The sequence below is a fragment of the Brevundimonas variabilis genome (assembly GCF_014199945.1).
GTDB lineage: Bacteria > Pseudomonadota > Alphaproteobacteria > Caulobacterales > Caulobacteraceae > Brevundimonas > Brevundimonas variabilis.
On sequence record NZ_JACHOR010000002.1, the window covers coordinates 1 to 13,564 of the forward strand.

17 protein-coding genes and 2 tRNA genes are annotated in these 13,564 nt (G+C 64.4%); 17 read left to right on the top strand and 2 right to left on the bottom strand.

Going from position 1 to position 13,564, the window contains the following annotated elements:
• Positions 1 to 141, top strand: a 141-nt coding sequence (locus GGR13_RS04580) for an EF-Tu C-terminal domain-related protein (RefSeq protein WP_484478986.1), incomplete at its 5' end; no start/stop codon positions are given.
• Positions 142 to 353: 212 nt separating this feature from the next.
• The gene (locus GGR13_RS04585; RefSeq protein ID WP_183212329.1) at positions 354 to 1,055 is read left to right on the top strand and encodes a VIT1/CCC1 transporter family protein; all 702 of its coding nucleotides are present in this window, start codon (positions 354 to 356) and stop codon (positions 1,053 to 1,055) included.
• Between the two features lie 50 nt (positions 1,056 to 1,105).
• Here the strand turns inward: GGR13_RS04585 and GGR13_RS04590 are convergent, their stop codons facing one another.
• Complete coding sequence (locus GGR13_RS04590; RefSeq protein WP_183212331.1) at positions 1,106 to 3,088, bottom strand: acetyl-CoA carboxylase biotin carboxylase subunit; 1,983 nt, start codon at positions 3,086 to 3,088, stop codon at positions 1,106 to 1,108.
• Between the two features lie 149 nt (positions 3,089 to 3,237).
• On the opposite strand from GGR13_RS04590, the gene GGR13_RS04595 reads away from it, so the two are divergent.
• The 3 genes from GGR13_RS04595 (at position 3,238) to GGR13_RS04605 (ending at position 5,985) form a co-directional block, all read left to right on the top strand.
• Positions 3,238 to 4,713 carry a hypothetical protein gene (locus GGR13_RS04595; protein ID WP_183212333.1) on the top strand — a complete coding sequence of 492 codons (1,476 nt, stop codon included), beginning with the start codon at positions 3,238 to 3,240 and terminating at the stop codon, positions 4,711 to 4,713.
• 88 nt (positions 4,714 to 4,801) lie between these two features.
• Positions 4,802 to 5,293, top strand: coding sequence for a peptide-methionine (R)-S-oxide reductase MsrB (gene msrB, locus GGR13_RS04600; protein ID WP_183212334.1), 492 nt, complete (start codon positions 4,802 to 4,804; stop codon positions 5,291 to 5,293).
• A gap of 50 nt (positions 5,294 to 5,343) precedes the next feature.
• Positions 5,344 to 5,985 (top strand): hypothetical protein, encoded by a 642-nt coding sequence (locus tag GGR13_RS04605; RefSeq protein ID WP_183212335.1) that lies wholly within the window; start codon positions 5,344 to 5,346, stop codon positions 5,983 to 5,985.
• 71 nt (positions 5,986 to 6,056) lie between these two features.
• On the opposite strand, the gene GGR13_RS04610 is transcribed toward GGR13_RS04605, so the two are convergent.
• A tRNA-Thr gene (locus GGR13_RS04610) sits at positions 6,057 to 6,131 on the bottom strand.
• A gap of 96 nt (positions 6,132 to 6,227) precedes the next feature.
• On the opposite strand from GGR13_RS04610, the gene GGR13_RS04615 reads away from it, so the two are divergent.
• The 12 genes from GGR13_RS04615 (at position 6,228) to GGR13_RS04670 (ending at position 13,542) form a co-directional block, all read left to right on the top strand.
• A complete protein-coding gene (locus tag GGR13_RS04615; RefSeq protein WP_183212337.1) occupies positions 6,228 to 6,392 on the top strand; it encodes a hypothetical protein in 165 nt (54 codons plus the stop codon).
• Positions 6,393 to 6,490: 98 nt separating this feature from the next.
• Positions 6,491 to 7,780, top strand: a complete 1,290-nt coding sequence (gene murA / locus GGR13_RS04620; protein WP_183212339.1) for a UDP-N-acetylglucosamine 1-carboxyvinyltransferase — start codon at positions 6,491 to 6,493, stop codon at positions 7,778 to 7,780.
• Positions 7,767 to 8,273, top strand: a complete 507-nt coding sequence (locus GGR13_RS04625) for a DUF2948 family protein (protein ID WP_183212341.1) — start codon at positions 7,767 to 7,769, stop codon at positions 8,271 to 8,273. Before murA ends, GGR13_RS04625 begins: the two co-directional genes overlap by 14 nt.
• Entirely contained in the window at positions 8,270 to 8,734 is a 465-nt protein-coding gene (locus GGR13_RS04630; protein WP_183212342.1) for a UPF0262 family protein, read from the top strand. The genes GGR13_RS04625 and GGR13_RS04630 overlap by 4 nt, the downstream gene beginning before the upstream one ends.
• A 143-nt stretch (positions 8,735 to 8,877) precedes the next feature.
• Positions 8,878 to 9,099 carry a translation initiation factor IF-1 gene (infA, locus tag GGR13_RS04635; protein ID WP_013269122.1) on the top strand — a complete coding sequence of 74 codons (222 nt, stop codon included), beginning with the start codon at positions 8,878 to 8,880 and terminating at the stop codon, positions 9,097 to 9,099.
• Between the two features lie 13 nt (positions 9,100 to 9,112).
• Positions 9,113 to 9,691: a Maf family protein gene (locus tag GGR13_RS04640; protein WP_183212344.1), complete on the top strand. Its 579-nt coding sequence runs from the start codon at positions 9,113 to 9,115 to the stop codon at positions 9,689 to 9,691.
• Complete coding sequence (locus GGR13_RS04645; protein ID WP_183212345.1) at positions 9,688 to 10,710, top strand: ribonuclease E/G; 1,023 nt, start codon at positions 9,688 to 9,690, stop codon at positions 10,708 to 10,710. The genes GGR13_RS04640 and GGR13_RS04645 overlap by 4 nt, the downstream gene beginning before the upstream one ends.
• A 3-nt stretch (positions 10,711 to 10,713) precedes the next feature.
• Positions 10,714 to 10,878 carry a DNA gyrase inhibitor YacG gene (gene yacG, locus GGR13_RS04650; RefSeq protein ID WP_183212346.1) on the top strand — a complete coding sequence of 55 codons (165 nt, stop codon included), beginning with the start codon at positions 10,714 to 10,716 and terminating at the stop codon, positions 10,876 to 10,878.
• Between the two features lie 75 nt (positions 10,879 to 10,953).
• A tRNA-Phe gene (locus GGR13_RS04655) sits at positions 10,954 to 11,029 on the top strand.
• A 428-nt stretch (positions 11,030 to 11,457) separates the two neighbouring features.
• Entirely contained in the window at positions 11,458 to 12,354 is an 897-nt protein-coding gene (locus GGR13_RS04660; RefSeq protein WP_183212348.1) for a MotA/TolQ/ExbB proton channel family protein, read from the top strand.
• Positions 12,355 to 12,359: 5 nt separating this feature from the next.
• The gene (locus GGR13_RS04665) at positions 12,360 to 12,797 is read left to right on the top strand and encodes a biopolymer transporter ExbD (protein WP_183212350.1); all 438 of its coding nucleotides are present in this window, start codon (positions 12,360 to 12,362) and stop codon (positions 12,795 to 12,797) included.
• Between the two features lie 13 nt (positions 12,798 to 12,810).
• Positions 12,811 to 13,542, top strand: coding sequence for an energy transducer TonB (locus GGR13_RS04670; protein WP_183212352.1), 732 nt, complete (start codon positions 12,811 to 12,813; stop codon positions 13,540 to 13,542).
• Positions 13,543 to 13,564: the final 22 nt, after the last annotated feature.

Sequence of the window (13,564 nt, forward strand, 5' to 3'; positions counted from 1 at the left end):
GAGATGATCATGCCCGGCGACAATGCCGAGCTGAACGTCGAGCTGATCACCCCGATCGCCATGGAAGAGAAGCTGCGCTTCGCCATCCGTGAAGGCGGCCGCACCGTCGGCGCCGGCGTCGTGGCCAAGATCCTGGCCTAACCTCCAGCGATCGACCGAAACAAGGAAGGCCCCCCGGTGCAGACCGGGGGGCCTTTTTGTTTGGGCCCGATGGCGCGGCATTTCGGGACACGGCCCCGACACCGGTCTTAATGCTCTGTAGTTCGCCCTGAATCCCGCTTGAGGTGGCGGTCGCTGTGCTGCCGTGGGAGAGGACCATGACGGGTTGCCCGTTGCGGCAGGAAGGATCGACCATGAGCCGACTAGAGCGTCATCCGGAGCGGCATCTGGTAGCGAGGATCGGGTGGCTGAGGGCTGCCGTTCTGGGGGCGAATGACGGACTTGTGTCGACAGCCAGCCTGGTCGTCGGTGTTGCCGCGGCCGGAACGGGCAAGACCGGTATCCTGGTGGCCGGTGTCGCCGGTCTGGTTGCGGGTGCGATGTCCATGGCGGCGGGGGAGTATGTCTCTGTCAGCTCGCAGTCAGACACCGAGACAGCGGATCTGGACCGCGAGCGTGCCGAACTGCTGGATGATCCGGAGGCGGAGACACGCGAGCTGGCGAGCATTTATCGCAGCCGGGGTGTCAGCCCGGAGACATCTCTCGAGGTCGCGCGGCAGTTGATGGTCCACGACGCTCTCGGGGCCCATGCGCGCGATGAACTTGGAATCTCGGAGCACACGACGGCGCGTCCGGTGCAGGCGGCCCTGACCTCGGCAGTGACCTTTGCCCTGGGAGCGGTGATCCCGCTGGTCGTCGTAGCCCTTGCGCCAGCATCGATTCTGGTCTGGCTCGTGTCAGGCTCCGCTCTCGTCGGCCTCGCCCTGCTGGGCGGACTGGGTGCGAAGGCGGGCGGAGCGGGCGTCGTCCGGGCGGTGCTGCGCGTCACCTTCTGGGGTGCTCTGGCCATGGCCTTGACCGCTGGCATTGGACGGGTGTTCGGGACCGTGGTCTAGATCCCGAACGCTCTAGGCCTCGTTCCATGTGATCCGCGATGCCCTCGCAATCAGGCGAACTCGACCAGAACGTCGTCAGCCGCGACCGGGTCGCCAGCCTTGGCACCAACGGTCTTGACCACTCCGTCACGGTCGGCGCGGAGAATGTTCTGCATCTTCATGGCCTCGATGACGGCGACTGTTTCCCCGGCCTTGACCTCCTGGCCCACTTCGACCGCGATCGATACGACGAGGCCCGGCATGGGCGACTGGATCAGTTTGGATGTATCGGCGGCCGCCTTTTCGGGCAGGCGGGCGAAAAGCTCGGCCATGCGGGGCGTCAGGACGCGCACACGGGCCTTTGCGGCTCCCGTGCGGATGGCGAACCCATCGGCGATGCGGGCGACCTCGGCGGTGAAGGGGGAGTCGTCGAGCATGCCGCGAAACTGGGCCAGACCCGGCCGCCAGTCGATCTCGGATAGCCGCAGCGCCCGGTCCTCGCCCGCGAGATCCAGCGTCAGGGCCTCGTCGTCATCATATCCCAGGGACACGCCGTGTGCCTGGCGATCGACCAGAACGATCCAGTCCGTGCGGTCGGAAGGGTCGCCGGACTGCTCGGTCAGGATCTCGTTCATCGCCGCGGCCGTAGCAATCAGGATGTCGAGCTGACGACGATTCGGCTCTGCACCCTGGAAGCCGTCAGGGAATTCATCCTTGATATAGCTGGTGGACAGGTGTCCCGACCGGAACCGGTCCTGGTCCATCACGGCAGCGAGGAACGGCACATTGTGGCCAACCCCCTGCAGATGGGTATCTTCCAGCGCCCGTTTCATGCCGTCGATGGCGGCAATGCGGGTTGGAGCCCAGGTGTTCAGCTTGGCGATCATGGGATCGTAGAACATCGAGATCTCGTCGCCCTCGCGGACACCGGAGTCGTTGCGGACCACATAGCCGTCCTGCTGACCTTCCTCGGGCTGATCGTAGCGGACGAGGCGGCCGATGGACGGCAGGAAGCCGCGATAGGGATCCTCGGCATAGATGCGGCTCTCGATCGCCCAGCCATTGATGGCCAGCTGGTCCTGGGTGAAAGGCAGGGACTCGCCTGCGGCAGAGCGGATCATCTGTTCGACGAGATCGACGCCGGTGATCAATTCCGTAACCGGATGTTCGACCTGCAGGCGCGTGTTCATCTCCAGAAAGAAGAAGCTGCGGTCCTGACCGGCAACAAATTCCACGGTGCCCGCAGAGTCGTAGTTCACGGCGCGCGCCAGGGCGATGGCCTGATCCGACATCGCCTTGCGCGTAACGTCGTCCAGCAGGGGGGAGGGGGCCTCCTCGATGACCTTCTGGTTACGGCGCTGGATCGAGCACTCACGGTCGAACAGGCTGACGATGTTGCCATGCTTGTCACCCAGCACCTGAATTTCGATGTGGCGCGGGTCGATGATGAATTTCTCGAGGAAGACGCGGTCATCGCCAAAGGCTGTCAGGGCCTCAGCCTTCACCGCGTCGAAGCCTTCCGCCATGTCGGCGTCCGAATGGGCAACGCGAATGCCTTTGCCGCCGCCGCCGGCGGAGGCCTTGATCATCACGGGATAACCGATTTCGTTGGCGATCTGGATGGCATGGGCATTGGATTCGATCAGCCCCATGTGGCCCGGCACTGTGGAGACCCCGGCTTCCGCGGCAAACTTCTTGGACGTGATCTTGTCGCCCATGGCCTCGATGGCGTGTGGATTGGGTCCGATGAAGGTGATGCCTTCGGCTTCGAGGCGGCGTGCGAAGACAGGGTTCTCCGACAGGAAGCCGAAGCCGGGGTGCACGGCCTCCGCGCCCGACCGGCGGACCGCGTCCACGATCCTGTCCTGGATCAGATAGGACTGGGCTGCGGGTGCGGGGCCGATGTGGATGGTCTCGTCGGCCATCTCGTAAGCCAGCGATCCCGTGTCGGCATCGGAATGGACCAGTGCGGTCCGAATTCCCATGCGCCGGGCCGTCTTGATGATGCGGACGGCGATCTCGCCACGGTTGGCGATCAGAATCTTGGAGAACATGCGAACCCGGGTCCTAGTTTCGCTCCGGATTAGGGAAGGCAGACAGTGGAGTAAACCGGGTTCACGATCCTGTCGTTCTGGGTTGGCAATCAGGGTGCGGATCGGCTTTAACACCGGCCTCTCCCCTTTTGACGTCCGGAGCTCCCCAGATGACGCGCCTTCTGACCGCTGTTTCCGCCGCCGCCCTGCTTCTGGGTCTTTCAGGGACGGCTTCGGCCCAGAATTTCCGGCAACTGGCCGAGCAGGATCTGACCGCTGCCCATGCGGCCCTGCGCGACAATCACCCGGCTGCCGTGGTGCCCGGGCCGGCCAGCGAGGCATTCCGGGCCTGGCTGGATGCCGGACTGGCGGACGCCCGCGAGAAGGCAGCCCGCGTCAACAGCGGCGACAGCCATGCCTATCTGATGCGTTACTATGCACGGGGTTTCCGTGACGCCAACATCACCATCCGGCCGACCTATCAGCCACAGCCCGCCTGGTTCGGCATCGGCTGGGCCGGGTTTACGACCGCCTGGAAGGACGGCCAGTACGTCGTTTCCTACGTCGAGCCTGGCGTGCGCGGTCTGCCCCCGCTGGGAGCGGTGCTGAAGGAGTGCGATACCATTCCCGTTGCAGACATGGTCACCCGGCGTCTGGCGGGCTGGGAGGGAGACCTCACAACCGAGGCCGGTCGCGTTCTGTCGGCCCCATATCTCACCTGGAACCGCAACAATCCGTTCGGCGGCGGCACGCCCGCCAGCTGCAAGTTCACGGTCAACCGGAGGGACCGCGATTTCCGCCTGACCAATCAGGTCGGCGATGCTGCGGGCATGGAGGCGGCCTATCGCGCAACGATCTATGTTCCGACGACCGATCTCGCTGTCGAGCAGGTCAACGGACGCCCGTGGATCCACATGCATTCGCTGGCCGATGATGCCGGCTGGGATGCGTTCTTCGGTCAGGTCGAGGGTCAGATTGCCGCCATTCGCGGTCCTCAGGGAGCCGTTATTGACCTTCGCGGGGCTAATGGCGCTTCGGTCAACGCGACGGCGCGTGGTTACGGCCTCGCCAATCGCATTTGGACGCCCGAGTTCACGGTCAGCCGCCAGCCGGACGCCGGAACGCTGACCTATCGCGCGACGCCCGCCAACCGCCAATGGTTTGCTGATACCTTGGGCCGGATGCAGGCGGATCCCCGCTTCGTTCAGGAGAGCGGCCCGGTGATCGAACAGACGGCTGCCATCGTCGCAGCCTTCGACACGGCGATCGCAGCCGGCCAGACGTCCTTCACCATGCCGGGCCGACCGGCTGTCGCCGACACCGGTGCGGCCAATCCAGTGGCCGGACCGATCGTCGTACTGGTCGATGCGGGCTGTGCCGGTGGATGCCTAGACACTCTGGACCTGCTGAGCCGCTTGCCGAACGTCCGCATCGCGGGGTCGACCACAGCGACGGACTCGATCTACATCGAGCCGACCGTACTGCGCCTGCCATCGAACTATGCGGACCTCAGCTATGGTCACAAGGCCTGGACGACCCGTGCGCGGGCCAACCAGCCCTATGTCCCGGGCCAGGGCCTTGCCTACACCGGCAACCCGACGGACGAGGCGGCCGTGCGGGCCTGGGTCGGTGGCCTGTTCCAGTAGGCCGCGACGTTAGCCTGCGACCCGGTCACGCGCCCCTTTGGCGAGTGGCCGGGTTGGCACCTGCGCGTCGTCTTCCTATGTCTCCTGCATGACAACCACGACCTATCCTGAACCCCTTCGCTCCGCTTCAGGCTTTGATCTCACGCCGCCCAGCGAATCGCAGCGGGTGGCACTCGAGGCGGACCTTTCCCCTGAGGAGAAGCGCGTGCTTCTGGCTCACGGGACTGAAGCTCCGTTCTGCGGGACACTGCTGGACGAAAAGCGGGCCGGAGTGTTCTGCTGCCGTGAGTGCGGGCTGCCGTTGTTCCGGACAGCGACGAAGTTCGAAAGCGGCACCGGCTGGCCCAGCTTCACCCAGCCCGTCGACGAAGCTCACGTCCGGGCGGTCGAAGATCGCGCCTATGGAATGGTGCGTGTCGAAACCCGCTGTGCCCGCTGCGACAGCCATCAGGGGCATGTCTTTCCGGACGGGCCCGCTCCCACGCGCTTGCGTTACTGCATCAATTCCATTGCCCTGACGTTTGTGCCGGAAGGGGAGCGTCTCCCCGATCCACTTTTGCGAGGCGACGGAACGGCCTGATCTTTGACGCAATATGCGCTAAAGCTGACGGCAATCAGGGAGTAGGGCGTATGCTGAACAGTCTTCTCGTCGCCATGGCGGCGCTGGCGGTGTCCGATCCCGAAGGCATCGTCACGACGGCCCCCGTCGGCAGTACAGGAGCCGTTCTTGTCGGCGCCGAGGCTCCGGTTGCCCCGGAAGTCCCGGCTGTCAGTGGCCAGGAAATCACGCCGCACGGTCTTTCCACCGCAGAACAGATCGATCGGTGGATCGCCCAGCGGAGCGAGGCCAGCGAAGCCTATGGGGAAGATGGGGAGGGCTCGTGGCTGGAACGCGACGACCGCAAGGTTCATGGCGAGGTCAGTGCCGCCATTGGGACCGGCGACTTCAGTGCCTATTCCGCATCGGTGTCTCTGCCGATCGGGGAAACCGGCCGGCTGAACCTCAGCTACAGCCAGTCGAAGAACGATTATGGCTACGGCTATGGCGGTCCCTATGGTTATGGCTACGGCTATGGCCCGGGTGGGTTCGGCCCGGGTGGGTTCGGATCGACGGGGCGGGGTTTTGGCCTTGGCTATGGCGCTCCGGTGTTTGCACCAGGCGTCGTTTATCCCGGCCGGCCGCTGGGATCTCCACCCCTGACCCGGACGGAGCAGCCGTCCAGCCGCCGTGACGGTGATGCCGATCGCGCACCCCTGATCGTCGCTGACTGAAGCAACGCTTTTCTCGATCTCGATGCGGAAACGAAAAAGGCCCGGTCTCGCGACCGGGCCTTCTCGTCAGATGGTGCCGCCGGGGGGAATCGAACCCACGACCTCAGCCTTACCAAGGATGCGCTCTACCACTGAGCTACGGCGGCGAAATCTGAGGAACCGGGCGTATAGCCAAAGCGATTGCTGGGGGAAAGCCAAAACAGCGGCTTGATCCGAAAACTTTCTCGGGGCTGAGTGTATTCATGACCCAGACCCCCGATATCCCGCCCGATATCCCCGCCATTCCGGCCCGGACGCCGGAGCAGGTGGCCAAGGCGGACCGGGCGTTGCGGCTGGCCACGGCGCTTCGGGACAATCTGCGACGGCGCAAGGTGGCAGCACCCGTCCGGGTCAAGCCGCGCAACTGAATGTCATGGGCCCGGAAGCGGGCGGGGACTTTCGCGGGGACCCTGTGCCGCGCTAGATAGCCGACCGCCGGGCCTCCGCCCGGTGCCTGAAGGATATCATGGACAGAATCGTCGTCACCGGTGGCCATAAGCTGCATGGGGAAATCCCGGTCAGCGGGGCCAAGAATTCGGCCATCAAGCTGATGGCTGCCTCGATTCTGACCGACCAGCCCTTGCGGCTGACGAACATGCCGCGTCTCGCCGACACGAAGTTTCTTGGACAGTTGCTCCGCCAGTTCGGCGTGACGGTGACCGAGACCGGGCAGGGCGTCGATCAGGAGACCCTGTTCGATGCGCGGGAGATCACCTCGACCTTCGCTCCCTATGACCTCGTGCGGCAGATGCGGGCGTCGTTCAATGTGCTGGGGCCGCTCCTGGCGCGAACAGGGCATGCCAAGGTTTCGCTGCCCGGCGGCTGCACGATCGGCGCGCGACCGGTTGACCTGCATCTGGATGCCTTGACCCGGCTGGGAGCCCTGATCGAGCTGGACGAGGGCTATGTCTCCGCGACAGCACCCAAGGGCCTGCGCGGCGCGGAGATCGAGTTTCCTTTCGTTTCGGTCGGTGCGACCGAGCATACCCTGATGGCGGCGACCCTTGCCCAGGGCACCACGGTGCTGAAACGTGCCGCGCGCGAGCCCGAGATCGGCGACCTTGCCCGTTGTCTGGTCATGATGGGAGCCCGGATCGAGGGTATCGATACCGACACGCTCGTGATCGAAGGTGTCACCTCGCTGACCGGCGGTGAGTGGTCCGTGATCCCCGACCGGATCGAGATGGGATCCTATGCCGTTGCCGCTGCCATGGCGGGCGGCGAGGTGCGCCTGACCCGGGGGAGGGCCGATCTGATTGCAGCGCTGACCGACCGTATGGTCGAAGCCGGCGTCGAAGTGACCCCGACCGATGACGGCGTCATTGTCAGACGCGATCCCGGGGTTCGGTTGAAGGCGACCGATATCGCGACCGAGATCTATCCCGGCTTTGCGACCGATCTGCAGGCCCAGTTCATGGCCCTGATGACCACGGCCGACGGCACCAGCATCATTCACGAGAACATTTTCGAGAACCGCTTCATGCATGCTCCCGAACTGGCACGGCTGGGGGCCGACATCGCCGTTCATGCGGGCGAGGCGCGGGTGAATGGCGTAGAGTTCCTGCACGGGGCCCCGGTCATGGCCACCGACCTCAGGGCTTCGGTCAGCCTCGTGATTGCCGGACTCGTCGCCGAGGGTGAAACCTCGGTCGGACGCGTGTATCACCTGGATCGCGGGTTCGAACGGCTGGAGGAAAAGCTCTCGGCCTGCGGCGCGCAGATCGAAAGGCAGCACGGGTATCATGACGAGCACTGACGTCCTGTCCGACGCCGATGTGGCGTCTGCCGTCGACGAGGCTGTGAAGGCGGGGAATACACCTCTTCGCCTCCTGGCCGAGGACGGCGAGGACCTGGCGATCATTTCAGCAGCCCTGCAGGACTCGATCCTGCGTCCTGCCGATATCGTCTGGGAACGACGGGCTCGGACCCTGACAATCCAGCTGAGCCGGTTCTGCTGGGAGTGCGGCGGGACAAGGGTGCGGGCCGCGCTGCAGTTTGGTGACGTGTCAGCCGTCAAGAGCCGGGGTTTGCCTCGCCTTCCCGATGCGGCGCTGGAGTTGCTGGCCATCCATTTCATCGACGAGGAAGCGCCGGGCGGCAAGGCGATCCTGATGTTCGCGGGCGGGGGAGACCTGCGGGTCGACGTCGAATGCCTGGATGTCGTGGTCGCTGACCTTTCGGAACGCTGGGAAGCGCGCGTTGCGCCTACCCATCTTCACGAGCCCACTCCCGAAGAAGGCATCCGATGACCGAGCACAGGCTTGAAGCCGTCGATCTGGATGCGGCGACACTGCCGTCGGCGACCGCCGAGATCGAGCACGAACGCCGGGTCGCCATTTTTGACCTTGTCGAAAAGAACAGCTTCCAGCCCGCAGAGGCGATCACGGGCCCTTACCGGCTGAAGCTGTCGCTGCAGGACAATCGTCTGGCGTTCGATGTGACCGGCGCAGACTACGCCCGGACCTATGCCCTGTCCCTGACGCCGATGAAGACGGTGCTGAAGGACTATCTGCTGATCTGCGATAGCTACTACGAGGCGCTGCGCGGCTCTTCGGCGACCCAGATCGAGGCAGTCGACATGGGCCGGCGTGGGCTGCACAACGAGGGGGCCGAACTGCTCACGGCCCGGCTCGAGGGCAAGGTCGCCATTGATCACGAGACCGCCCGGCGCCTGTTCACCCTGGTCTGCGCGCTGTACCGGCGGGGGTGATGTGCGTTTCGTCCCCATCGTGTCGCCAGAGGGACGAGAACTCGACTAGCGGCTCAATTTGGTGCATGAGCCCGCCTTCTTGAAAAGCGCACGCTGTGCCCGGCGTGCGCCCGGACTTGTCTTCACGGGGCGTGAGAGGCCGCATGGCTAAGGAAGAACTGCTCGAGTTTCCCGGCGTGGTCAGCGAATTGCTGCCCAATGCCACGTTCCGCGTGCTGCTCGAGGGGAACGACCACGAGATCATCGCCCACACGGCCGGCAAGATGCGCAAGAACCGCATTCGCGTGCTGGCCGGGGACAAGGTGCTGGTCGAAATGACGCCCTATGACCTGACCAAGGGTCGCATCACCTATCGCTTCAAGTAAGGACGGGCTCGTCATGAGCCGTCCTGATCTGGTGCTGGCTTCGGCCAGCCCGCGCCGCATCGAATTGCTGGCGCAACTGGGCATCGTGCCCGATCGTATCGACCCCGCCGACATTGACGAGACCCCGCTCAGGGACGAGACGCCATCGCGTCTGGCGGTCCGGCTGGCCCGAACCAAGGCCGCAGTGGTGGCCGGGCGATCTTCGGGTTGCGTGATCCTCGCCGCAGACACCGTGGTCGCGGTCGGTCGCCGGCTGCTGGAGAAACCGCGTGATGCGGCTGAGGCCACAGCCTTCCTGAACCTCCTGTCAGGTCGCAATCACCGTGTCTTCACGGCGGTAGCGGTGGCCGCCCATGGACATGTGCTCAGCCGGGTGGTCGATACGCGTGTCTCCTTCAAGGTCCTGTCTCCCGCCGAGATACGAGACTACGTCGCGACGCAAGACTGGCGCGGCAAGGCAGGCGGATATGGAATCCAGGGACCGGCGGGTGCTTTCGTCGTCAGGATCGTGGGCAGCCATCCGGCGGTGATGGGCCTGCCTCTGTTCGAGACGACGAACCTCCTCGCCGGGGTCGGCTGGCGAAACCCGTGAGCGACCTCGAGGTCTTTCTGGACGACACGCCCGGTGAGACGCGGGGCGTGATGGTACGAAACGGCCGGTTCGAGCGATTGCTGATTCAGCGTGACCGCGAGCCGATCGCGGTTCGGCTCGGCAGCCGGTCTGTGGGGCGGGTCGTCGAAATCAATCCCGGACTAGGGGCGGCCTTCCTTGACCTTGGGGCGGGGTCGCCTGCATTCCTCCCGCTGCCAAAAGGCCAGCAACTGGCCGTCGGCCAGAAGCTTGACGTCATCGTCGTGTCCGAACCGCGGGGCACCAAGGGGGCGACGTTGCGCTTGCTGGGCGAGGGGCAGGGAGAGCCGCGACTTTTGCAGCCCGGCCCTGACGTCGCGACCCAGCTTGCAGCGCTCGCACCTGATGCCGGCCTGCAAACCGGCCTCGCTGCGATCCGTGCCGGTATGGAAGCAGCGGAAGAGGCCCTGTCCAGCCGGTTCCTGCTGAGCGACCTGGGGCTGGATCTTTCGGTTGAGCGCACTCGGGCCATGATCACAGTCGACATTGATCATGACGGCACTGCAGGTCGAAAAGGCCGGGACCGAGCAAATCTCGAAGGTCTCCGGCAAGCCGCGCGGCTCATCCGGCTGAAAAGCTGGGGAGGTCTGGTGGCGATCGATCTGGTCGGATCGGTCCATGATGCAAAGACGATCGGTGCAGCGGCACGCGGGGCGTTTGGCGCCGATCCGCAGATCGTCTACGGGCCCCTGAACCGGTTTGGCGTCATGCAACTGGCGATGCCCTGGCGTGAACGTCCGGTATCTTCGTCGCTTTTGCCAGACGATACTGCCAGCGGAGCAGAGACCTCGGCCATCGCCCTGGTGCGCGAGGCGAGGGCGACGCTCCTATCGAACACAACCGTGCCTCGGTACCGGGTAACCTGTGGAACGGCTGAGGCTGCTTTTGCAAAAGCCTGGCTCGATCAGCTCGGGCCGCGCGTTGGCGTTGTGGTCGATCCCGCTCTGAGGGCCGGTGAAGGCTCCATCCAGGAAGGCTGATCCATGGCACTCTGTCCCATCTGCGAGCGCAAGCCGGCTGTCGAAGCCTATCGTCCCTTCTGTTCCCGGCGGTGTGCGGATGTCGACCTGAACCGCTGGTTCACGGGGAGCTATGCCATCCCGGTGCGGGCGGATGAGCCGACGGACGATGAGCCGATGGACGAGTAACAAAGTCACACAATCCGGGATGGACACCCCGGATTGGCTCGCTTATAGACCCCGCTCTCGCGTTACGACGCCTGCGCCTGGGTAGCTCAGTTGGTAGAGCAGCGGATTGAAAATCCGCGTGTCGGTGGTTCGAATCCGCCCCCAGGCACCATTCCCGATAAATCCCTGGTCGTTTGCCTTCGGCGGCCCATCGCCTTGCCAGGCAATCTCGGCATAATCCGCCGTCAAGGCATCATGAAAATGTCGCTTTAGCGTGTTGCAGCGGGCTTTTTCGATCTGTGACCGCAGAAGCTGCGAAAAGACGCCCTTCTGACTTGACGCTCCGGGATCGCTTCGCCAAAGGAGCTTGACCGCTTTCATCTTTAGTTAGCGTCTGGCGTGTCGCGGAACTCTGTTCTTCGACACGTCGATCGTCAGGGTGACCTTCGGGCAACCGGATGCGATACTGAGACGTTCCGGAGTTTGAGCCAGATGGCTCGGACGACGGGACAAACCGATTTTCATGGAGGGGCGGTCGCATGTTGCGGCCAGTCTCTAGGGTTCCATAGTCAGCCCAAGAAAAGCAGGAACTGGCGCACAATGCTCGACCGTAACAAGAACTTCATTCTGGCCCTCGCTGGTGCCGCCGTGCTGATGGCCGGCGCTCCTGCCCTGGCACAGGACGCTGCCGCTCCGGCCGCAGCCACAGCTCCGGCCGCAGAGACAGCGGCTCCGACGACGACCGCACCGGTCGCTGCCGAAGCTGCCCCCGTCGAAGACGTCGCTGGCGAAGACGCCGGCGGCCATTCGGGCGGCATCACCCCGATCTCGATGTTCATGGACTCAGGCCTGATCGTTAAGGTCGTGATGATCGGCCTGATCCTGGCCTCCATTTTCTCGTGGACCCTGCTGATCATCAAGCTGATCGAGTTCGGTTCGCTGAACAAGAAGACCGACACCTTCCTCGAGAACTTCCGTCAGGCCCGCACCATCGCAGACATGCGCAAGGTGGCGGCGTCGGACGAGTTCGACGGTAACCCGCTGGCCGACATGGCCGCCGCGGCAACTGAGGAAGTCGAACTGTCGCGTCAGGCCGGCCTGAACGTTGTCGGCGAGCACCGTGACTCGGCGCTCTTCCGCGCCCAGACTGCCGTGTCCGCGGTGCAGTCGGGTCTTGCAGGTCGCCTGTCGGCTGGTCAGATGTTCCTGGCCTCGACCGGTTCGATCGGCCCGTTCGTGGGTCTGTTCGGTACCGTTTACGGGATCATGAACTCCTTCATCGGGATCGCCGAGTCCAACACGACCAACCTGGCCGTCGTTGCTCCGGGTATCGCCGAGGCCCTGCTCGCCACCGGTATCGGCCTGTTCGCCGCTATCCCGGCCGTTATCTTCTACAACTACTTCAACACCCGTATCGCCGCCTATGGCACCCGCTCGGACGGCTTCAACGCTGAACTGATGAACGCCATCTCGCGTCAGCTCGACAAGGGAGCTTAAGCGCGATGGCAGCCAAACTCGGTGGTGGCGGGGGCGGCAAGTACCACGTCGAGCAGAACAGCGAGATCAACGTCACGCCGTTCGTGGACATCATGCTTGTCCTGCTCATCATCTTCATGGTGGCCGCGCCTCTGGCCACCGTGTCGGTTGTGATCAAACTGCCCCGCGCCGTGGCCCCGCCCCAGACCAACCCGCCCAAGCCGGTGTTCATCTCCATCCAGAACGATGGTGACGTGTTCATCGGGGACGGCCGGTCCAGTGTCGACATGCTGGGAGACGACCTGAGACGCCTGATTGGCGGTCGCAATCCGGATGAAGAGCGTATCTTCATCCGGGCCGACCAGACCACCCGCTACGGCACCTTCATGCAAGTCATGAACGCCCTGCAGGACAACGGCTTCTACAGCGTTGCTCTCGTCGGCGAAGACACGTCAAAGCAGTAGAGACGGGTAATCCATGACAGACACACCTGTTGAGTACCATCGCAGTCGCTATGATGCCCCTCGCAAGAAGGGCTTCATGGGGGTCTCCCCGGCCATCTGGGCTGGCGCGCTCCTGGTCGTCACGATCCTGTTCGGGATCCTGATCTTCTACGTGCAGCAGACCAAGTTTAAACTGAACGAGTTCAACTACGTTGATGAATCGGTCGATGTGGAGCTGATCGAGCCGGCACCGCCGCCTCCGCCGCCTCCGCCTCCGCCGCCGCCTCCGCCGGACACGCCCCCGCCGCCCAAGCTGCAGGTGCGCCCGCCGGTCATCAATACCCTGGCACCTCCGCCACCGGTGACCCTTCCGATCGAGCCGACGAAGAAGGAAGACCGCGTCGAATACACGGGCCCCCCCGTGATCGTTCCCGGTCCGCCTCCGCCGCCAGCTCCTCCGGCACCGGTCCGGCCGTCGGTGATCACGAACGTCCAGTGGTCACGCCGCCCGTCCGTTACCGGCGACGACTTCCCGGCCCGAGCTCTTGAGCGCGGCATTGGGGGTTCGGCTACCGTGCGCTGTACAGCCCAGGCCAACGGGCGTCCGGCAAACTGTCAGGTCACGGCTGAAGAGCCTGCTGGTCAAGGGTTCGGTCGAGCAGCCGTACGGGTCGCGCAGCGTGGCCAGCTCTCCCCGGCAACGGTGGATGGTGCAGCCCGAGATGCGTCGTTCAACGTGACGATCCGCTTCCCGGTGCCTGAGTAACTTGAGAAGCTCCTAGACGAAG